The organism is Phaeodactylibacter xiamenensis (assembly GCF_965229835.1).
GTDB lineage: Bacteria > Bacteroidota > Bacteroidia > Chitinophagales > Saprospiraceae > Phaeodactylibacter > Phaeodactylibacter xiamenensis.
The window spans coordinates 6,968,209-6,990,553 of the sequence record NZ_OZ245931.1; the positions used below are offsets into that span (position 1 = coordinate 6,968,209).

At 52.8% G+C, this 22,345-nt stretch carries 12 protein-coding genes; 3 read left to right on the top strand and 9 right to left on the bottom strand.

Features of this window, described 5'->3' with window-relative positions:
- Window positions 1–112: 112 nt before the first annotated feature.
- The 6 genes from ACO08I_RS26950 to ACO08I_RS26975 all read right to left on the bottom strand — a co-directional run bounded on the left by ACO08I_RS26950 (window position 113) and on the right by ACO08I_RS26975 (window position 11,325).
- Window positions 113–850 (bottom strand): hypothetical protein, encoded by a 738-nt coding sequence (locus ACO08I_RS26950; protein ID WP_152605124.1) that lies wholly within the window; start codon window positions 848–850, stop codon window positions 113–115.
- Window positions 838–2,136, bottom strand: coding sequence for a porin family protein (locus tag ACO08I_RS26955; RefSeq protein WP_282776578.1), 1,299 nt, complete (start codon window positions 2,134–2,136; stop codon window positions 838–840). Before ACO08I_RS26955 ends, ACO08I_RS26950 begins: the two co-directional genes overlap by 13 nt.
- Window positions 2,123–2,689 carry an RNA polymerase sigma factor gene (locus ACO08I_RS26960; RefSeq protein WP_282776580.1) on the bottom strand — a complete coding sequence of 189 codons (567 nt, stop codon included), beginning with the start codon at window positions 2,687–2,689 and terminating at the stop codon, window positions 2,123–2,125. The genes ACO08I_RS26955 and ACO08I_RS26960 overlap by 14 nt, the downstream gene beginning before the upstream one ends.
- A gap of 225 nt (window positions 2,690–2,914) precedes the next feature.
- Window positions 2,915–3,754 (bottom strand): alpha/beta fold hydrolase, encoded by an 840-nt coding sequence (locus ACO08I_RS26965; protein WP_282776582.1) that lies wholly within the window; start codon window positions 3,752–3,754, stop codon window positions 2,915–2,917.
- A 222-nt stretch (window positions 3,755–3,976) separates the two neighbouring features.
- The gene (locus tag ACO08I_RS26970; protein WP_421947666.1) at window positions 3,977–6,529 is read right to left on the bottom strand and encodes a T9SS type A sorting domain-containing protein; all 2,553 of its coding nucleotides are present in this window, start codon (window positions 6,527–6,529) and stop codon (window positions 3,977–3,979) included.
- Between the two features lie 458 nt (window positions 6,530–6,987).
- Entirely contained in the window at window positions 6,988–11,325 is a 4,338-nt protein-coding gene (locus tag ACO08I_RS26975) for a T9SS type A sorting domain-containing protein (RefSeq protein ID WP_421947667.1), read from the bottom strand.
- Window positions 11,326–11,663: 338 nt separating this feature from the next.
- Here ACO08I_RS26975 and ACO08I_RS26980 point away from each other — a divergent pair, with 338 nt between their 5' ends.
- Window positions 11,664–13,034: an NAD-dependent succinate-semialdehyde dehydrogenase gene (locus ACO08I_RS26980; RefSeq protein ID WP_293570006.1), complete on the top strand. Its 1,371-nt coding sequence runs from the start codon at window positions 11,664–11,666 to the stop codon at window positions 13,032–13,034.
- Between the two features lie 36 nt (window positions 13,035–13,070).
- Window positions 13,071–13,814 (top strand): SDR family oxidoreductase, encoded by a 744-nt coding sequence (locus ACO08I_RS26985; RefSeq protein ID WP_421947668.1) that lies wholly within the window; start codon window positions 13,071–13,073, stop codon window positions 13,812–13,814.
- A 212-nt stretch (window positions 13,815–14,026) separates the two neighbouring features.
- Here ACO08I_RS26985 and ACO08I_RS26990 read toward each other — a convergent pair whose 3' ends face one another.
- The 3 genes from ACO08I_RS26990 to ACO08I_RS27000 are packed head-to-tail and all read right to left on the bottom strand — an operon-like array spanning window position 14,027 to window position 18,144.
- A complete protein-coding gene (locus ACO08I_RS26990; protein WP_282776591.1) occupies window positions 14,027–14,827 on the bottom strand; it encodes an ion transporter in 801 nt (266 codons plus the stop codon).
- Window positions 14,828–14,844: 17 nt separating this feature from the next.
- Entirely contained in the window at window positions 14,845–17,322 is a 2,478-nt protein-coding gene (gene priA, locus ACO08I_RS26995; RefSeq protein WP_421947669.1) for a replication restart helicase PriA, read from the bottom strand.
- Between the two features lie 36 nt (window positions 17,323–17,358).
- The gene (locus tag ACO08I_RS27000; RefSeq protein WP_421947670.1) at window positions 17,359–18,144 is read right to left on the bottom strand and encodes an SH3 domain-containing protein; all 786 of its coding nucleotides are present in this window, start codon (window positions 18,142–18,144) and stop codon (window positions 17,359–17,361) included.
- A 157-nt stretch (window positions 18,145–18,301) separates the two neighbouring features.
- Between ACO08I_RS27000 and ACO08I_RS27005 the strand changes: the two genes are divergently transcribed.
- Entirely contained in the window at window positions 18,302–22,333 is a 4,032-nt protein-coding gene (locus tag ACO08I_RS27005) for a sensor histidine kinase (protein WP_421947671.1), read from the top strand.
- The last annotated feature ends 12 nt before the right edge of the window (window positions 22,334–22,345 follow it).

Below are 22,345 nucleotides of genomic sequence, written 5' to 3' on the forward strand. Positions count from 1 at the left end.
GAAGAAGGACAGTCCTTATAACTAAATATAAAAGTACATTTATTTTGAGATCTTTTCAAACTTCTTTCGGGATAGGTGCGTGAATGTGTTGCAGATCAGTACATAGTTTCGGTTAGGGCTTCGGGATAAAAATCCGTCCCTGTCCGGTTATTGCTCCGCCTTCGTTTAGCCCAAGCTGATGTCCCAACGGGGCGCTAAACTCAACCGTTACCTGATAGCCGGTATCTCCGAAACCAGACTGTATATCGGAAACAACCTGGAGGATTTTTAAATACCCACTCGCGCTTTCCGTCGCAGTCGTCACCAGCCCCCGGTCAGCCCGGTCGACGGCAGTGGGGTGGTTTTTAAAATACCCTATCTCCACCATACCCGGCGCTTGACCTAGGGATAGCGTTTGCCCGGGCTGCAGCAGATCTTCCAGCTCAAGGGTGAGAGAAGAGGAGGCATCCGGTGCGGGTAGGTAAAAACAGAATCCCACCCCCCGGTAACTGGCCGAACCGTAAAACTGATCGGCGTTGTTGAAGACCGCTTCGTCTTGAAAATTGGTGTCGATAAGGGTGCTGTCATTGAAGAAAACAGAATAGACTTCTGTGGTTGCGCCGCTTTCGATAACCTGGAATTCATTGCGGCCCTCGGGGGTATCCGGGTCGAGGTCGGCATATAGCTCGATGTGTTCAGTGGTGGCTACGGCACCGGAAAGGGTAAGTGTGGCGTCAATAAAGTAAGCGGAGGTCGCAAAGCCGGGCTCACCGGGCGCGAAGTCCTGTAGCGCTGTATCATCACTGCTACAGGCAAAAAGGAAGCACAAACTGCCCCACAACCCATATTTTAGATCACTTACCAATGCCATTTGAGTGCAAATTGTAAACTGGTATTATTGTAAATTTCGTTGTTTTGGTAGTAGGGCTCCGGGGTCAGGTCGCGCAGCCCCTGCTGCCATCTGAGATCTACTGACCAGTGACTGGCAATACGGTAATCAAGCCCGGCAATTAGACCAAGGTCCCACCGCTCAAACCGCGCCGCATTCACCGGAGCCGCTCCTGCTGCTCCTGCTAAGGTGAAATCAGCAGTGTTTTCCAGGCTGTTCCTGTTACTTTCATCATTCCAGCTGCCTACCGGTTGGTCTGTACTGCGCAGGTAGGCCACTTGCATTCCTCCCATCACCCTTAACCGCTTCCCAATTTGATACTGCAACGTTACCGGTACTTCCAGGAAATGCACCCGGGTAATTGACCGGTGGTAAGGGGAAATGCTGGCAAAGGCAGGCAGATAGATGGTATCTCCACGTGGCGGTGAAATGCCCAGCCCGCTGCCGTTGTTTTCCGAACGCCGCTTGTACTGCAGGCCGGCTTCCAATACCCATTTCCGGTTAAGCCTGAATTGAGCAAATCCACCAAGCAGCGCATTGGTTTGCAGGGACTGATAATCGGCTCCCGCTTTTAGCCCAAAGCTCCATCTGTGCAGCTTGGCTGGATTAATTTCCGGCATATCCGCCACTGCCTGCTGCCCCATTAGTGTATCCGGAGGCAATGTAGGGACAGGTGCTATTGCTGCAAAAACCCGTTCATCATCGCTTGTGGAAATGGTGTCGGGGGCTTCCGGATTAGGGATGATGTCGTTGACTGGGATTTGGGTGATCGTATCTAACGGATTGTTGGAAAGGTCCGTAAGAGGTGCCGGCATACGGCGCACAGGGGCAGGGGCAGTTCTGCTTTCGGTTTGCGCAGTACGGGAAGGGGGCATAGGAGGTGCTGATACCAGTGCCGGGCTATTCACCGTTTCCTCCTGAATCGATGCTGCCGTTGCTACCGTATGCTTCGCATTGGAAGCATGGGACAGGCTCGGCAGAGGAACTGGCATGGCAGACAATAGCACCTGGCTATTGGTACGGAACGCCAGCCGCTGCTCCTGTTGAGCGCTAAGCCAGACTCCGCTGCCGACCAGCATTAAAGCGCCGGCAAACCAGATCCAACCTGCAAACCTGCGTCGGGTTTTTTCGGGCACAGCGGGCTGAGGGACAGGGCGCTCACCATCGAGGATGGCAGACATTTCCTTCCAGCCAGTGGAAGGCACTTCGTGCTCAAAGTCCTCCAACTGCTTCCGTAAGTGCTGAAATCCGTCTTTACGCTCCTTCATGCTCGCTCAATTTAATCATTTCACGAAGTTTTTTCTTTCCATCGGACAGGTGCCATTTTGAGGTGCCCTCGCTGATGCCCAGCATATCGGCAATTTCCCGGTGATTATACCCGTCCAGGGTGTAGAGGGAAAAGACCGCTCGTGTGGCGGCGGGTAGTTGCTGTACCAGTTTCAGTAATTCTTCCAGCGCCAGGTTTTGCATGGCTTCGTTATCGACCGGTATATCTCCTGAGGTTTCAAAATCCATACGCTTGCGGTAGCTGGCTTGCCGCCTTAACCAGTCAATGCAGGTGTACATGATGACTTTGGCAATCCAGGCTTTAAATGACCCCCGGCCTTCAAATTGCCCTACCTTTTGGAAAACCTTGAAAAACCCGGCATTAAGCATGTCCATAGCTTCCTCTTTTCCGTTGGCGTAGCGCATACAAACCCCCATCATATACCCCCCGTATCGGTCGTACACGTACTTTTGCGCCAGACGGTCCCCTTTGATGCACCCCTGCCGGAGCACCTCATCAGAACTGTCGGGCTTGCAAACAATGGTGGTGGACATGCTGGGCAACGATTTTGGTCCTAAGGCGAAGTCCATTACTGCGATTTACCTTACAGTCGCAGCCTGCATGGGAAAGGGTTGGGTGGAGGGCTATTTTTTTTCGGGCTTTTCCTTTTTGGAGAGGAAATACTTGAAAAAATCAATGATAGCGTCGATCAGTTTGCGGAATGCAGATTTGTCACTCATGGTCACAGGTTTTGGGGTGAATAAGATGATTCGGAAGCTTTAGGTTTCAAGGCTGGTTGGAGCGTGCAGCTCTTCCGGCCGGCTGCCCAGCAAGAAGGCAAGGGCAGTACGGTTGAAGGTTTCATACTGCTCAATGTTGCATACATGCCCGCACTTTTCAACGATAACGAGTTGCGCCCGCTGATGGGTTTGTGCAAAACGCTTGGCAGCATTGAAGAAAACATGGTCCTGATCACCCATCACAACCAGGCTAAGGTTGCGGAGCTCCCGGTTGAAAAACTGCCGCAAGAGGCGAAAGAAATCCTTGTAGAGCCCTACCCATTTCAGGTATTCCTTTGGGCTCAGTTTCTGAGATTGCATGCGGAACATCCGGCGGGACCGGCGGTGGTTGCGCCGGGGCAGTACGACCCAGGAGAACAGATTATAAATAGCACGATACGGCAGGAAGTGGTTGAGGAACTTTGCGGAATGTACAAACAACTTGATGGTGAAAGTGGCCCGGAAAACCCCGCCTGCCATGATCATCTTGTTTACCAGCTCAGGGCGTAGTTCATCCAGCTTTTGCAGGACAACACTGCCCAGGGAGACCGAAAGGAAATGCGCCCGCTTGATTTGAAGGTGGTCAATGACCTTTAACACATCAGAGGTCACAATATCAAAATTGTACTCTTCGTAGGCCGGCTCTATATTCTTGGACTTTCCATGATCGCGTAAATCAAGCAATAACAAATTGAAAAAAGGCTTGAAGGCATCTACCTGATATTTCCAGGTTACAATGCTGCCGCCGGCACCATGTATAAACACCACCCATTCTGCTTTGGGGTCCAGTAAGTGGGTTTCGTAATGTAGGAGCAGTCTGCCCTGTTGTTTAGATTGCATATTGACCTTTACGGGAATAAAACGCTAAAATTACTACAATATAACAACAACAGCCTAATACTTGGTTCGTTTACGGGCTAAACTGCTGATTTTAGACTAATTACAGGCAAAAAGAAGATCTTTTACAGCAGTTCCCCGCAACTGTTTTGCGGGCCGGAGCCAGACTTTCCCCTCCAATTGCATGTCGTTTTCCCACTAGTGCTCCCTATGCCTTTTGCAAATCTACCGAACAGACAGCAGTTTCCGTTCCGTTCCGCCTGCTCCGGTCATTTCTACTACATAGGTGCCGCTGGCGATGCCTTCCAAATTAAAAGTCACTGACATTTCAGCGTTCTCCTGCCGGGCAACAGACCTGCCATCCACAGACCAGAGTTGGAAAATCTTGTGCCCTTCCAGCGTAGTGCGCAGCTGGACTTTTGTTCTGGCCGGATTAGGAAAAACCTGTAGCCTGTCCATCGGTACCTGCTGTCCGGTCGTTGCTCCGGGAGCACTAAACGAATGGCAGGCCGGGTCGGCGTTTAAGGTTATCGTTTCCGATACCCGGCAGCCATTAGGGAGTTTTATCCGGAGGGCATACTCGCCCGCCACACTGGGAGAAGTGTAGGGAAAGGTCAGGCAATTGCCTGTCTGTATAAACCCTATGGGGCTGATCCAGAGGTAATGATTATCGTCAGGCAGGCAAAAACTAAAAGCTTCGCCCGGACAAAAAGCCAGGGGTTCGTCCGGGATGACATCTCCTGGTACTTCATCTACAAAAATAGTCACTGCATCCACTCCGGTGCAGCCCTGAGTATTGGTTACCGTTACCTCATAAGTAGTCGTTTGCGAAGGGGTGGCTACCGGGTTTGGGCAGTCCGTACAGTCCAGCCCGGCAGCTGGCAACCAGCTAATGACTGCGTCTGCTTCAGCCTCGATAGCTAAGGCTATTCCGGCAGCACTGCAAAGCAGCGTATCTGGTCCGGCATCCGGTTGCGGGCAGCTATTGGTCACGCATGTCTTTTCCACTACCTTGAGCGGGCAGTCGCCTTGCCCCTCTATCGTCAGTTCCAGCGTGGCAGTTTCACCGGGAGAGAGATTGTCGACTGTAAAAGTTGAATTTCCCGTCATTTGACCGATCTGCCCGGTAAGCAGGGTGGGAAGGTATGTCGTGTCAGCTGCCTGAGCCGCCCAGGAGAATGCGATACTGTTTTCGGTAGTGCTGCAATAAATCTCAGGCAGGGTGTTTACTACTTCAACCTCCGCCGCCGGGATGGGGCAATTGTTGAAGAAAGATTCCAGAAGATAAGTGCCCGTTTGGAGCACTGTCGGGTTTTGCAGGCCAGAAGCATAGTTGTCTGGGCCCGACCAGTTGTAGGTCATTCCGGTAACACTCCCACCCACATTAGCCTGCAGTTGATAAGGATCGTCGGCAAAGCAGGCAGGCAGGAAAGTGGCAGCCACGTCCGGTAGATCGGTAGCTGGTACTTCCACGCTCAGCGCTTGTTCATTGCCCCCTGTTTCAATAACAAACTGGTAGGTGCCCGGGCAAAGGTCACTAATCAGGGTGTTGACGATGGGCCCGGCACCACTGAATACGGGCTGCCCATCGGGGCCGAGGAGGGTAATGTTGCTATTGTTGCCTCCAGATAAGCTCAGGCGGCCATTGCAGAGGGCAGGGCAGGCAGGCTGTACAACGGTTATGCCAGGCTGAGCACTGACCGGCGGCACAGCGGTAGCAAAAAAGGCACTTGTGGTGGTCGGAGCGCAGCTTTCCATCATCCATGAACCGGACGTGCCATCGCCGAGCATCATGATGCTCAGGTTAAGATTGGCTTCTTCGGCACTATTGAAAGTCGACCGGACGCGGACCGTCCAGCAAAATTCAAGATCTATAGGTGCAGGTGCAAGGTTGCCACAGGGGCCGTCGCCGAAATTATTGCCGGGCAGCCCGTCGTAGGCGGTTGCGCCGGGGCACAGCAGCCCCCTTTTGCTATCAAAGGCAAAGCCTGGCCCAAAGGTATCGTTGGTATTGCAGCTTTCCCAGTTTTCGTACCAGTTCCAGTTGCCGTCCGGTGCCGTACAGGCGGTGGGGGCGGTGGTCTCCAGCGTAGTCAGGTCCCAGCCTGGCCCAAAGTCAATGTCCAGCCCATGCAGCCATTCCAGGCTAAAACCCGGTGCCCAGAGCGTAGGCGTATAGCAAAACGTGACTTCCTGTCCGGTTTCATAAGTGCCGTTTACCGGGGCTGGGGTTGCTGAGAGTTGGCCACGGCGCTCTCCGCATATACTGCAGTCGTTTTGAGATTTGATTTTCAGGCTGAAGCTGCCCTCCGCTCCAAAGTCTCCGGTACTGACCAGCAGGTAGTACTGGGATCCGGGTTCGGTTCGGGCGCTCAGCGTAGTGCCCAGTGCTCCGGGGGCTCCGCTTTGCAGCGCGACGGGGAATTTTGCATTGCAGGCATTTCCTTCAAAAAGGACGAGCACCGGCTGTTCCAGCCCGCCGCTAATAGAAATAACGGTTTGATTGGCTGCAGCGGTAAAGGTGTACCAGACATCTGCACTGTTGCTGTTAAAGGTAAGCCCCTGCACCGGTTGGCTGAGGCGCAGGGCAGGTTGCGTAGGCGTAGCTGCCAGTGTTGTGCCCGATAGCCCCGTCTCGAAAGACGCATCATTAGGGCAGTTGATAACCTGTCCCAGGTCAATGGGGATGGCAGTTGCGCATAAATCGTTTTCCGGCTGTCCGAAAGCATTGGTGATGACCGAAGCGAAAAGGCAAAGAAGCGTAAAGAATCTTCTCATTGTCCAGACAAATATTAGTGAGCTAATTGGAAAGGTATTGGCTTAATGCCCTGCACCGGGCTATTGTGGTAAATTCACAATGGGCTCAATACCAGCTAAGGGGGGCTTGAATAGGGGGGCTGCATTTGTGTTCTGGATGTTTGGGTAGATTACTTGTAATTACTCCTTAGTGTTTGTCCGGTTGTGTTCATTTGCAATTAAGACCCGGGATAGCTGCTTTGTGCTGCCCGCTGTTTGTGGTTTTTTCCTGATTACGGGGGCATGCGTACACTGTTGAGCTAATAAAGCTTTGGTTATTAGTGCTTTGGGTGTGGCAAAATTATAGTGGCGATATTTGCTCTGAAAGACCTTTTGAATAGCTGTGTTGGCAGGAATCAGGCAGGGAAGAGGTCTCAATAATCAGAAAAGGGCAACCAAACCTATCAGTTGCCCTTTCCATTCGGTATATCAAAATAGCCTTACCGGCTGATGATCAGTCGTACCTGCTCCGTCTTTTCCGGCGTGAACACCTTCAGGAAATAGGCTCCGGCAGGGAGTTGCTCTACCGGAAAGGCCCACTGTTGCCCCTCAAACTGATGGGAGGCTACCATTTGTCCGGTAGCGCTCCAGAGTTGCAGCGTTTTAAGTCCTTGCAGTGGGGTAAGCACATTGACCTCGTGCGTAGCCGGGTTAGGAAAGGCTTTCATCATGCTGAGCCCGGAAACGTCATTGCCCGGACGAGGAGCGGGGGCGCAGTCGTCGACAAAGACCACAGCCTGGGCGGTTGCTGTACAGCCAAAGGTGTCCGTAGCCGTCAGGACAAAGGTTGCCGTCTGAGGCACGCTGCCCGTTACCGTTGAGCAGGTCGAACAGTCGAGGTAAGCTGCAGGCGACCAGCTCAGGCTGTTGGCATCCGGTGCAATCGCGGTAATGCTGAAGGTATCATTCGGGCAAACCGTTTGCAATTCGGGGATGATCTTTACCTCCGGTTCCGGTGCAGCTACTAATGTAAATGCCTTAATGAACCGGCAACCATTGCTCCGCATGAAAGCGTAGTAATTCCCGGCATCAGCCACTGTAATGTTGCTAAAGCTCAAACACTGATCGGTCGCGATAAAGGCATTCGGCCCAATCCAGTAGTGGATGTCTCCGTCCGGCATGCACAACTCGAAAGCCTCGCCGGGACAGAAGGTAATTGGCCCGTCCGGTATATAGCTGTTGGGAAGCTGCTGCACGTAAATGGTATACTCAATGGTATCCGTGCAGCCTCCAGCATCGGAAGCAATCAGCTGATAGGTCGTCGTTGAGCCCGGCGCTGCGGCAGGGGCCGGGCAATCGGTACAACTCAGGCCAGTAGCTGGGGACCAGCTGTAGGTACTCCATTCAGGGGTATCTGCAAAATCCAGGATGACCGAAGCTCCGTTGCAAATGAAAGTGTCTGCCGGCACATTGATCTCCGGGCATACAGGGGTGGTCAGGCTGCATCCGGCAGCGACCTCGTATTCGCCACAGGGACCATCCGTGTGTACGGTAAGGAGAATCTCAACCGTATCTCCGGTGCTTAATCCCGGAATGTTAAAGCTATTGCCTTCTACAACGCCATCCTGACCGGAGGTGACAATTACGCTGTAACCAATATCCTGATCCATTGCGGGCCAGGAGAAGACCAGCGTGTCCGCCACGGAAGTACAGCTGATTTGTCCCGGGGACAATTGACCGGCGACCTCAATGAGAGAGGTGTCACTTACGGTACAGCCCTGGTCCGTGTAGGTGTAAATCAGCTCGTGCAAACCCGCACCAGCTACTTCCGGGTCAAAAATCAGCCCGGTACTGTCCAGACCGGGGCCAGACCATTGGCCTTCGCCCTGATTAGTCCCACCGGCAACGTCTGCCAGCAAAGCAATCGTCCCATCGCTGATGCAAACGGATTCTGGAACGAGCGTAAAGAGGTCCAGTACACTACAATCAGGAGTCGTACAACTCGCTGCGACTGTGGTTGAGCAACCGGCGTTCTGGCTGACCTCCAGATTGATGCTTACGGTTTGTCCGGGAGTCAGACCAATGATAGCATATTGATGGTCACTTTGGAAAAATCCTTCCGGTCCGTCCACTACGGTGACTGTATAGGAATAATTGGTGTCCAGTGCCCAGGAAAAACGCACCGCGCCCAGGCGGGATTCGCAACTGATGACTGGGGCAACCGGCTCAGAAACAGGCGTGATGGTAAGGCTATCCACGTTGCTGCAACCGGTTATCGTATCCGTAGCGGTGAGATAGTAAGTGGTTGTGCCAATAGGAACAGCAAGAAGACTGTCCCCCAGGGTGCCATCTCCCCATTGCAATTGTCCTGCCCCTGTGCCCGTCAGCCAGACGCTGTCCAGCCCACAAAGTGTGTCCGGGCCGGCTATTGCAACATCAGGCAAGGGGCTTACATAAACCTGAAAGGCAGGAACAGACTGGCAGCCAAAATCGAAAGGTGGCAGATAGGCTGCGTCTGCCGGTGGGCTGACGAGGGTATCCCACAGCAAAGTGTCGCCCTGATACAGCTCAAGCAGGACCTCATCGCCCGCGCAAATCAGTACCTCTGCGGGATTATAGGTGAGCTGAGGATCGGGATTGACGGTGACTGTTACGGAATCGGTATGGGTACAGCCAAAAGCATCGGTTTGGGTAACGGTATAAGTCTGAGTGGTATCAGGTGTCACGGTAATGCTGTTGGTCGTATCTCCAGTGCTCCAAAGAAAGCTTTCGCCACCGCTTGCACCAAGCATAGCACTTTCGCCTGCGCAAAGTTCCTGGTCCTGGAACACGAAAAAACCATTGCCGGAAGCAACCGCCACATTGGCTGACAATACAGTGCTGCAGCCATTGTCATCCGTCACTGTCACTGTATAGGTAGTGTTGCCGGAGGGGCTTACGGAAATCTGCTGAGTGGTGTCTCCGGTACTCCAGCTCCAGCTAGTGCCCTGATCAACGGACAAGGAGGCGGCTTCTCCAGGACAAAGTGTGCCGCCGGGCAATACGGACAGGGTAGGGGATAAGGCAATCCGGAAAACTACATAGTCCATCCCGGTACAGCCATTCGGGCTAACTCCTTCCACCTGATAAATGGCCCCATCAGTTGGTGTAACCGTCACAGAATCAGCCGTGGACAAAACGGCGTCACTGCCTGCTTCTGTCCAGGTCAGGCTTTCAGCGGTGCCAGTGGAAGTCAGGGTGATGCTTTCTCCCGGGCAGATGGTCAGGGTATCCGGGCCAAGCTGCACAATTTCTATATCGCTGATTACCGGTATCGTGAAGTGGTAGGGCGCTGCCGGGCAGCCATTAACGGTAACCTCCAGGGTGTAACCACCGGGGAACAGGGCAAACGGGTCAGGCGTGGTCCGCACGTAGCCATTCGGGCCGGTCCACAGGTAAGTGATATCGCCATTTGCTGGCTCTACTGTGGCGTTTAGTGGAATGGGCTCCCCTTCGAAACAGGGCAAAGTGAAGCTGGCAGTAGCCGCAGGTACAATACCAATACTGATTTCTACCAATTGCCTACGGGTTTCATTACTGGTGTTGTCCACAATCAGTATTTCGTATAAGCCCGGGCACAATCCGGAAATGGTATCCGGTCCGGGAATGCTGGTGGCCAGGTATAAAAGATTGCCGCTGGTGTCAGACAGGACATAATCCCAGGGGCCTGCCCCTGCGCCGGTAAGCGCCAGGCTGCCGTCGCAGTTTTCACCACAGCTGGCATCACTAATGTTGATCTCAGGTGCAAAATCGTCCGGGCAGTACAGGCTGGCACTGAAGGTCTCGGTCACGGGGTTATAACAGGCCGTTTGCCCCCACGCCCCGGAAAGGCCATCGCCCAGTAACCTTGCGCCCATATTCAGGGTGGCAGGATAGCCAAATTCTGCCGTCGGGCAATCTGCAGTAGTTATGGTCCAGCAAAACTGCAGGGTGTTGTCATTTCCCACACCGCCAATATCCGCGCAGCCGAGCCCGTCCATGCCGCGGTTGTTGCCCGGATTGCCGTCCTGAATGCCATTTTTGATCTCGTCAAAGGCAAAGCCAGGGCCAAAAGCATCGCCGGTCGCCTCGCTGAGCCAGCCGTTGTACCAGCCCCAGGCGCCGTTGTCAGAGCAGGAAACGGGGGGCTGCGGCAGGAAAGTGGCCATGTCCCAGCCTTCGTCGAAGTCAAGCTCCAGCGCGTGCAGCAACTCGCTGTTGGGCGTGCTGGACCAGCGGTCAACGGTAAAGCACATCTGCACTTCCTGTCCGCCCGGATAGCTGCCGTTGACCGGAGCAGGGGAGGCCGTAAAGTAGCCATCCCGGACCAGGCTGCAGGGGCTGCAATCGGTAGTGGAGGTAACCGTGAGTTGAGCAGAGCCCGCCCCACCTGCAATCAGGAGGTAGTACACTTCATTTGGGCTCACGCTGGCCTGCAGGGTCGCCTCAGTTGCACCCGAAGCGCACCCAATGGGTATCAGCTGCTCGCAGGAAGTTCCCCGGAGCAACACCATATGGGGCTGGTCAATGCCGGAAAGCGTCAGGGTCAGGGTATTGCCTTTGGGCAGGAACGTGACCCAGATGTCGCCATTGGCAGTAGCCACATCCGGATTGGCACAGTTGCTGGCATTCAGATAAGCCGAGGGCAGGGCTTCTTCCAGGCTGAAGGTGAAGGTGTCTGTTTCAATGGAAGATTCAGGACAGGTGGAAGGCAGGCTAAGTTCGATAGGCAGGGCCTGTTCACAATTGTCGAGGGGGTGCTGCGCCCAAATCGGGCTGCACAACAAGCTGCCAAGGAGCAGCATCAGGGACCTAATCATTGTCGTCGTTTTTAGGATTATGTATTCGTGAAATCTGTTGTTGCGATCCCGCAAAAGCAAATTACCGAATGCGGAACCGTACAGAACCCAAGGCACTTAGCCCCGGGTTTTGAAGTCCGTTTTTTTTAAGTTTTTGGTATGCTAAAGATAGTAAGAAATGGTTAAAAGTGGGTAGTGCTAAAAGGGAAGGTATTGGAAAATCATTAGCATTTTCAGCTGAAAGCAGGCAATGTCTGTACCCGGGCGGTGTGGCTATTGTTAAAAAAGTAACCTTCCAGGGTTCTGGCGAACATCATATCAGGCTTCCCGTTCCATAAATCCAAACCCAAAAGTAACCTATGTTAACAACCACTAATCCCGCCACTGGCGAAGCTATCCAATCGTATGAGCAATTTTCCGATCAACAGGTTGATGAGACCATCCGGGCCTGTCATGCTGCTTTTCTGAAATGGAAAACCCTTTCTTACGCCGAACGCGGCGAGCACCTTCAGAATCTGGCTCAGACCCTGCGCGACCATAAGGACGAACTGATGGAAACCATGACCCGGGAAATGGGCAAGCTCCACCGGCAGGGGCGTCAGGAAATTGAACTTTGCGCCGGCATTTGCGAATACACTGCCCAGTCTGCTCCTGAACTGCTGCAGGATGAAGAGCGGGAACTGCCCAACGGCGGCAACGGTCTGGTAACCTATAGCCCTATCGGAGTTGTCTACGGCATTCAGCCCTGGAATTTCCCGGCTTATCAGGTAATCCGCTACGCAGTAGCCAGCCTTATGGCTGGAAACGGCGTATTGCTCAAGCATGCTGAGAATGTAACAGGCTCCGCGCTGTTGCTCGAGAAACTATTCCAAAAAGCAGGCTTGCCAGCCGATATTTTTAAGGTATTGCTTATTGACCACGATCAGTCGGACAAGGTGATTGAACACGAACTGGTACGTGGCGTCACCCTGACCGGTAGCCCCGGTGCCGGCAGAGTTGTAGCTAAAAAAGCCGGAGAAGCCCTTAAGAAAACCGTAATGGAACTGGGCTCCAATGATGCTTATATCGTGCTTTCAGATGCAGACCTCGATACCGCCGTGAAAGCCTGTGTGATGGGGCGGGTATACAACAACGGCGAAACCTGCGTGGCTGCCAAACGCTTCATCGTGGTGGACAGCATGTATGAGGACTTCCGGGATGCTTTCGTCGCCCAAATGCAAAGCCTCACCTACGGGGACCCCACCAATGATGATTACCAGCTCGGTCCCATGGCTCGGAAAGACCTTCGGGATGAACTGCACGAACAACTTCAGAAAAGCGTTCAAAAAGGCGCCAAAATCCTTTGTGGTGGTGAAATGCCAGATGGTCCCGGTTATTTCTATCCGGCAACTGTCCTGGATAATGTAAAGCCCGGCCAGCCCGCTTATGAAGAAGAATTATTTGGGCCGGTGGCCTCACTCATCCGCGCTAAAGATGATGAGGATGCCCTCCGCATCGCCAACGACAGCCGCTTTGGGCTCGGCGGAGGTATATTTTCCAAAAATCCGGACCGGGCACGGCAGTTGGCCCGCGACCATTTTGATACCGGTATGGTTTTCATCAATTCCTTCGGCCTGGCACAGCCCAACATGCCTTTCGGTGGCGTGAAAGATTCAGGCTACGGGCGTGAGCACGGTGGCTTTGGAGTCCGGGAATTTGTCAATGCCAAAGCAATTATGGAACTAGCCTAGCGCCAATTATTTCAATAAAAGAAAAATATACAACCTATGAACTTACAAGATCAAGTCGTCATCATCACCGGTGCCAGTAGCGGCATAGGCGAAGCTACCGCTAAAAAACTCGCCGGCGATGGTGCTAAAGTCGTTTTGGCTGCCCGCCGTAAGGACCGTCTGGAAGCACTCAAAAGCGATATCGAAAAAGCAGGCGGCACAGCATTGGCTGTCGAGGCAGACGTGACAAAGCGCGGGGATATCAAAAACCTCGTCCAAAAAACGAATGATACCTTCGGTCCCTGCGATGTACTGGTGAACAACGCTGGTATCATGCCGCTCAGCTACATGAAAAACATGCATTTGGAAGAATGGCTAAAGATGGTGGATGTCAATGTAAACGGCGTCCTCCACTGCCTTGCAGAAACGCTGCCTGATATGGTGGAGCGCAAAAAAGGACATATTGTGAATATTTCCAGTGTTGCAGGCCGTGAGGTCATGCCGGGCGGTGCGGTATATTCAGGCACTAAGTTTGCGGTACGAGCCATTAGCGATGGCCTGCGGCAGGAACTGGCACCCAGCCATAACATCAGGGTAACCTGCATAGAGCCCGGTGCCGTGGACACGGAGCTGACCAACACCATCACCGATAAGGAACTGGTCGAAGACTTTAAGGATGCTATGGGCGACCTGGATTTTCTGAACAGTGATGCGATTGCTCAGGCGATACATTACGCTGTCTCCCAACCAGATGACGTGCATGTTAATGAGCTGCAGATGCGGCCCACGAGCCAGGGATAAAGCCTTGAGTCAAAATAAACATACAGCACCTATTGTTTGATGAATTTCATCAGATACGCCCGGTCTGGCGTAATCAGACTTAGTTGATAAAAGCCTGCCGGGAATTGTGCTACAGACAACGGAATGAGCTGGCCAGTTGTGGAACCTTTAAGGAGCAACTGGCCGCTTTTATTTATCACTTCATGGTCACTCTGGCCAACAAAGACTGGCTGCTACAAATCCCCACCTCCCGCTAAATCCTTCCCACAGTGCGGGCAGGCCGTCTCCTCCTTTTTCGAGAGCTCCTCCGAAAAGCCGGAGGCGAGGATGCCGGTGGGCAGTGCAAACAGCCCGATACCGATGACCGCAATTATGCCGCCCAGCAACTTGCCCAGGGCAGTGACTGGGTACACATCTCCGTAGCCTACGGTCGTGAGGGTCGCAATGCCCCACCACATGGTCTCGGGTATGCTGGAGAAAGCTTCGGGTTGGGCTTCGTGCTCAGCATAGTACATAAGGGTGGAGGCGAGCAACAAAAGTAGCGTGGTGAAAGTCAGGGAAATGCCGAGTTCTTCCCGCTTGTCGCGGAAGACGATGCTGATGTGGTGCAGGGCTTTGGTGTAGCGGGAGATTTTGAATAACCGCAACAGCCGGAATAACCGCAGTGTGCGTGCAATACGGAAATCAAAGCCGAGCAGGGGCAGGTAAAAGGGGAGCACGGCTAAAAGGTCTATAAGCGCCAGGGGCGTCAGGGCGTAGCGGAGATTGCCGGTGAAGGGCTGTCGGTATTCAGGAGCGGCATTGGCAGACCAGACCCTCAGCACATATTCCACCGAGAAAATGATCACCGAAACGAGCTCGAAGTAATAGAAAAAGGTGGCATGTTGCTGGTAGATGGGCTCTACGGTTTCCAGGATTAGCGCCAGTGCATTCAAGCTGATGAGGGCGATGAGCAGCATGTCTACCCACCAGCTCAGGTCTCCTTTTTCCCGGGAGACGTTTAGGATTTCATAAGTTTGCTGTTTCAGGCTCATGTCCATTGTTTTTGATATCAGTACGGGTCTACGTCCACGCTCACCCGCACATTGCTCAGCCCTTTGGCTTGGTTGAGGTATTCAGTAGCTTCCCGGATGCTGGCCTTGGCATAAGCCAGCTTTTTGGGGTCTTTTGGTACCTTGATCATAAAATCCAGCAGGTAGTAGCTTCGTATCCTCGACACATAAGGTACCGCCGGGCCCATAGCCCAGTCGCCCAGCCGCTTTTTCAGTACTTTTTCGAATAGCTTGGCTCCATCGTTGACGGTAGCGGGCTTGGTGTGCTTAAGCGTGATGCGGATCAGGCGCACATAGGGCGGGTACTGAAACTGATTGCGCTCCATCATTTCCCGGGTGAAAAAGCCGGGATAATCTCCGGCCAGGACTTCCCGTAGCACCGGGCTTGTGGTATTGAAGGCTTGTATGATGACCTGTCCGCGCTTGTGCTTGCGCCCGGCCCGGCCAGCCACCTGCAACATGAGCTGAAAGGCCCGCTCCCCCGCCCGAAAATCCGGGAACTGCAACAGCTGATCGGCACTAAGCACGCCCACCACTGCCACCTTCTCAAAGTCGAGCCCCTTGGTCACCATCTGTGTGCCCACCAGGATATCGGTACGGCCCTCCTCGAAATCATTAATAAGCCGGGCGTGAGCATGTTTGCCGCGCACCGTGTCGAGGTCCATGCGGGCTATGCGTGCATCCGGCAGGTAAATCTTAAGCTCATCCTCAATTTTCTCGGTACCAAACCCCTTGATGACCAGCTTTTTGTCGCCGCAGGCCGGGCAGGCCGAGGGCAGGTTGGTCTGATAGCCGCAGTAATGGCAGCGCAGGTTGTTGTGGTATTTGTGGTAGGTCAGGCTGACATCGCACTGAATACACTCCGCATGCCAGCCGCAGGTCGTGCAGCGGTAGGTTGGGGAATAGCCGCGCCGGTTTTGGAACAAAATAGCTTGTTGCCCCTGCTCCAGCGTGTTTTTCAGGGCATCGATAAGCACGGAGGTGAAGTGGGATTGCAATTTGCGCTCCTTTAGTTCCTGCTTGGCATCGACAATTTTCATTTCAGGCAGTTGCAGCCCTCCAAAGCGCTCCGGCATTTCCACCAGCCGGTACTTGTCTTTTTTGGTATTGGCAAAGGACTCCAGCGATGGCGTGGCGGTGCCCAGAATGACCTTTGCGCCGTGCAGATGTGCCAAAAAGACGGCCGCATCCCGGGCATTATACCGCGGGTTGGGGTCGTATTGCTTAAAGGAGGGGTCATGCTCTTCGTCGACCACAATGAGCCCCAGTTTGGAAAAAGGCAGAAAGAGGGCGGAACGTGCCCCCAGAAGTACGGGTTTGCCATTGAGCACGCTGTTCCAAAGCTCCACCCGCTCGTTGTTGTTGAGGCGGCTGTGGTAAACAGTAATATCATCGCCAAAAACCCGCTCCAGGCGGGAAACAATCTGCGTAGTCAGGGCAATTTCCGGCAAGAGGTACAACACCTGCTCGCCCCGGTCAATGGTTTCCTGAATCAGCTCAATATAGACCCGGGTCTTGCCACTACCGGTCACCCCATGCAGCAATACCGGTTTGTTGTCTTCAAATCCGGCGCGTATTTCAGCCATTGCCCGGGTCTGTTGGTCAGAAAGGGTGCTGGCTTCGATGGTCGTTTCTTCATATCCGCCAATTCGGCTGACCTCATGCTCATACAGTTCAAAAATGCCTTTTTTCTCAATGGCTCGCAGCACGGTGCTATCCACACCCGCTTTGTCATAGACATCTTGTTTGCGCACATGGTCCAGCCCTCTTGAAATCTGAACGTAGGCCATCAGGGCTTCCACCTGACGGGTAGAGCGGCTCAGTTTGGCGAAGGCCTCCTCCAGCAGCTTGGGCTGAGAGGCATAGGGCTCCTGCAGGCGGACACAGCCTATGGTCTTGGGCTTGTATTTTTGTTTGAGGTCTTCCTTGAGGTAAAGAATACGCTTGTCAAGCATCCGGCGGATGAGGGGGTAGACCGTTTTGCGCTGAAGGATGCCGCGCACATCATCAATCGTGATCTCCTTTTGAATTGTCAGTGCTTCGGCAATAAGGTATTCCTGGTCGCTTAGACCGCTGAAGTCCTGCCCAAAGAGCGGGCTGAGGCTGAGGATCGTCTCGCTGCTGAGCTTGAGGTTGGCCGGCAGAGCTGCATTCATCACTTCCCCCAGGGAGCAGAGGTAATAATCCGCAATCCAGCGCCAGAGCCTCACCTGTGTTTCGTTGACGATCGGAGATTCATCAATAACGGACAGCAGCAGCTTGGGCTGATAGGCGGCCGGTGGCTGATTGGTAACTTCCAGGATGAGTGCGCTGTACCGTTTGGCTTTTCCGAACTCCACCTCCACCCGTTTGCCGAATTCGGCTTCCGGTACCAGGGGCTCCGGTACTTCGTAGGTAAACGGTTTAGGTACCGCCAGCGGAAGGATGACCGTGACGTAGGTTTGCGTGGCCGGTGCCGGGTGTAGTTGTTCTTCCAAAGGGATTGCGTTTGAGGGCAAGGTAGCCAATTTAGGTTACTCTCCGTGGATCAACTGTGTCATTGCCCATTGCTGTGGCCCTGTTTTTTCAAATTGGGCGCGGTAGCCGGTAGGGCGTGCCGCAAATTTACCATATACAAACCCCACTTTCCCCCCGGATAGTTCAATACGGTACCAGGGGTGGGTTTCCCCGCCGATTATTTCGGTTTGATCAGTGGTTTCGAGGTATTGGACCAGTTCGTAGGAAACGGTTTTGACAATATCGCTGTTGAGCCTCGGCTCACTGCGTATGCGTACACCACTCCCTGTGATAGCGGCATACTCGTTTTTGGAAAGTTCCTCCGGCCAGGTGGCAGCGTAGTAGGGGGCTGTGAATACCCGGCCGTTGTTGCTGAAGGCTCCTCCGGCTTTTAGCAGTTCCTCCAGTATGGGCCAGATAGGGAGACTGTCGGCGGCGGTAGGAGTAAGCCCGTAGTGGCTCACCAGGCCTGCTACGCCCGGTTCTTTTGCTCCTGAAACCTTGATGTCTTTGTCCACGGCATCCAGCAGCGCAAAAACATCGCGTTCCTGCACGGCTTGCAGCAGTTGTTCGCGGAAAACGAAGAATGCAGTGTCCATAGAGGCTTCGTCTACCGGATAAAGTTTTTGGCGTTCCTGTACCTGTCTTGCAGGCAGGGTGTCGGTGCGCATCAAACGGTATTGCCGGTACAGTTGGCGCAGGGAGTCGGGTGGGATTCGGCTGGTGGTTTCGGCGGAATCAGGCTGTGGGGAATCGCCCCCGCAGCCGGAGCCCAGGATGAATAAAAAAATAAGGATGGTCATGCAGCCTCTCATGATGTTTGGTTTCCGTTTGTTGGATATTTGCTAACTCCTAAAGTTAAAAGATCATTTGCGGATTCAGCGCATAGGGCAAACAATGATTTAGGATTAATGGGCCTCAGGCGTTCTTATTTTTTAGTTATTTCTTGCAAATAAGCGCATGGAGTTCGATATTACAGGTCTGTACGGAGGCACCTCTGACAAAACCCTGGATATGCGCAGCCCGTTAACTATACTTTTATTTTTTTTCCTCTCCCTTTCGGGGAGCTCATTGTTGGCACAGCAGTATAAGGTGTTTAGTTACAATGAGCTGGATGGCATGCAAAATACCCTGATCAAAGCCACTGCTGTAGACCCGTTTGGGCTGATTTGGCTGGCTACAGACGGCGGGCTCATCCGGTACGACGGTAATCAGTTCAATTCCTTTCGTGATAAGATCCCCACGCCCTTTATCAAAGATATTCAGCTAGTGGGAGAACGGCTCCTGGTTTCCACAGACGAGGGCTTGTATTGGGTTGAGCCTTCCCTGCAGTCAGCTGTTATTAGAAAAGCCTTTCCCGATCAGCGCATCCGGCTGACCAAAAAATTATTCAAGGATGAGCAGGGCCGTATCTGGGGCAGCAACAACAATAACGTCTTCTGTATAGAAGGCAAGGCGATAAAAATCCACCCCTTCAGCGCGGAGCATCACAGTGAGGATTTCACGCTCTCCTTCAGTTTTGCTGAAGATGGCCGGGGACATTTATTCACCGTGTCCAAGAATGGTGCCCTTTTCCGGTATGATAAGGAGAATGACGCATTCTCCGGGCCGCTACATCAGCTTCCGGTCGGGGCTAATGCTGCATTGCAAGTGGGCCGTGGAAAAATCTGGGTGGCCACTTATGGTGGTGTTTATCAGGTATTGCTAAGTGAAACAGGTACGCTGGAGCGTGTTGAACAGCTTAACGGCATAGGGCCGATTGCCATGAGACGGCTCAGGGATGGCCATGTAGTGGTAGCGGTGCGCAATGATGGTATTTTCCGATTGGACGAAAATGGGCAGGCTTATGCGCTCAAACAAGATTGGGAAGTCTCCTCATTCTCCTCTTTAAGTGAAGGCATGAACGGAGATCTGTGGGTAGGTACCGATAATGGATTACTGCTGCTCAAGCCCAAGTCGTTTGAATCAGCTTTTCCTCGTCAGCTGGGCAACCGCTATATTCAGAATATAACCCACTTTGAGGGGAAGACCTATCTTTCAGATGGAGGACAGGTTTTTGTTACCGCTACAAACAGGGCGGAGGACAGCAGCCTTCTGCCTTTTTTTCGCCCTCCCTTTGAGGTATATACCATGGTGGCCACGCCTTTCGGGTTATGGCTGGGCGGAGCCGGAGGCAGGGTGTTAATGCTTAGTTGGGATAAGCGCTCACAAAAGACTTATGACCTATCGGGTTACGGCAGGGAGGTTTTTAATATGGCTGTTGATCCGAAGGGTCGGATATGGATCTGTCAGGCACAGTCTTTGGGGCTGCTCAGCCTTGAGCCTGATGGTAGCGTGAAAGTATACCAGGAACAGGAGAATGGCTGGCCCGACAATCCTGAGGCTCTCCTTTTTAACCCTCAGGACAGTCAGTTGTACCTTGGAGGAACAAGCGCAGATCAGCCGCTTTTCCGGTTTGACGAAGCTCAGGGGCGTTTCCTGCCGGTAGAAGGACAGCTTGACGTCGATAAGGAGCAAGACTTCCGGGTTATTGACCTGGCGTACAGCACAGATCAGGGGGTGGTACTGGGGGCGTCTCTTGGCCTGTTTCAATACAAAGAAGGAGAATACTCAGCTATCGCTTCTGAAGAAACCAATGGTATTTCTGTCTCAGCAGTCTCCATTGGTGCTGACAATGAGATCTGGTTTGCTACTGCAAATGGGCTGAACCTGCTGCAGGATAATGTGCTGCTCACCTACACGACTATGCATGGCTTGCCTTCCAAAGCTATTAACTGGAGGAATATCAAGGCTGATGGCTCAGGAAGTATATGGGTGGGCACGCCCAACGGGCTAGCTGTTTCTGCTCGGCCTATGCCCGATAATAATACCGATCAGCCATTGCTGCTGCAGGTGGAGTCCTCCAAAGGGGTAGTATACGAAAAGGCCAGCAACCGCTTTGAAGCAGATATGGATGACTACCTTTCGGTACGCTACCTCAGCGTAGGTTATCCGTCCACGCTCACCGAATACCGCATCCAAATAGCAGGAGGGCAGGAAGCCCCCCGGACGATCTATACCCGGAATAATGAATTGTCTTTTTCTGACCTTAGCAAAGGGGTGTCTGAGATCACCGTTCAGGGCCGTCAGTCTTCGGCTCACCGCTGGAGTGAACCCTTAAAATTTGACCTGCAAATTTCTACGGTTTGGTATAAGTCCTGGTACGGTATTCTGGGGTTACTCGCAGCTCTGGGGGCAGTAGCCTTTTTTGTCAATATGGTACGGCAGACCCACTACGAACGGCAAAGCAAACGCCTGAGCCAGTACAACCAGGAACTGGAAAAGAAAGTGGAAGCGGGCCGGCAGGATTACCAGATGCTGGTCAACTATATTGGGGATAGCGTGCTGAAAGTCAACACCGAAGGCGAAGTGCTTTATACCTCGCCCAGCTGGCTGGACAACTACGGGTATACCTCTGAGGAGACCGATGGGCACCGCTTGTCCTTGTTCCTGCACCCGGAGGACATAGAGAAAACCATCCTCGCCCTGGAGGCACTCAAAGACGATGATAGCCAAAGCTCTTTTGAGTTGGAGCACCGTTTTAAGCACCGTAACGGAAAATGGCTTTGGGTGGAGACCAAAGGTGAGCTGGAGCCCCGCTCCGGAGAAATTGTACTGATCAGCAGGGAAATTACGGAGCGCAAGATTTCAGAGCAACGCCTGCAGAGCCTAACGCAGATGCAGAAAATCCTGATGGATATCTCTTCCAAGTATATCAATCTGCCGCTTGGAGAGGTCGCTTCCGCTATCAATATTTCCTTACAGCAGATGGGCGAGTTTGTAGATGCGGACCGGGTCTACATTTTTGATTATCACTTTGAGCGGGAGATTTGCACCAATACTTACGAATGGTGCCGGGTGGGCATTGAGCCGGAGATCGATAACCTGCAGGATGTTCCGCTTGAATTGCTGCCCGATTGGGTGGATACGCACACCAAAGGACTCCCAATGTATATTCCGGATGTATTCGATTTGCCAAAGGATTCGGGTATCAGGCAGGTATTGGAGCCACAGGGGATCAAAAGCCTCTTGGCCGTACCGCTTATGAATGGGGAAATGTGCATTGGTTTCGTAGGTTTCGATTCGGTCCGGCACTGGCATCAGTACACCCAGCGGGAGATCACCCTTTTGAAGCTTTTCGGCCAGATGCTGGTCAATATTCAGATGCGTACCCAAAAGCAAAGGGACCTGGAGCAGCTGCTTGAGAAAACAACGGATCAGAACGAGCGCCTTCGGGAATTTTCCTTCATGACTTCCCACAACATCCGGGCTTCCGTCGCCAACCTGCTCGCGCTAAACGAAATGATCAAAGCAGAGCCTGATAACCGGGAATACCTCGAAATGCTCGATTTGACGACTAAAAAGCTGGATACGACCATCTCGAACATCAATCACCTGCTGAATTTCGAAAAGGAAATCAACCAAAAAGATAAGGAAGACTGCAACCTGGCGGAAACTATTGGGCGTGTGATTGACCTGAACAACCAAATTATCAAAAAGCATAACGTAAAGGTGTCTGTCAATGTACCTGGAAAAATAACGGTGAGCGCGATACCCGCTCATTTAGACAGCATCTTTCACAACCTCCTTACAAATGCGATCAAATATGGTACGACAAAGACCTCCAAAAACATTATAATCGAAGCTCACTTGCATAACGATACCGTTACGGTTTCTGTAAAAGATTTTGGTTTGGGTATTGATCTGGACCGTTTCCGCGATAAACTCTTTCAGCTGGGCTCCAGGCTGCATGTTGCGAGTGCCGAGGGGCAGGGTTTAGGGTTGTACATGACTAAAAATCAGATTGAAGGCCTGGGCGGGCAGATAGAGCTGGACAGTGAAGTTGGCAAAGGCACCACTTTCAGGGTTACGTTGCCCATAAATGCGGCTGATCTTGCTACTTCCAATCCTGCGCCTACACCCTCAACGACACCCAACGAGCGAGCAGATTAGTTTGCATTAGCG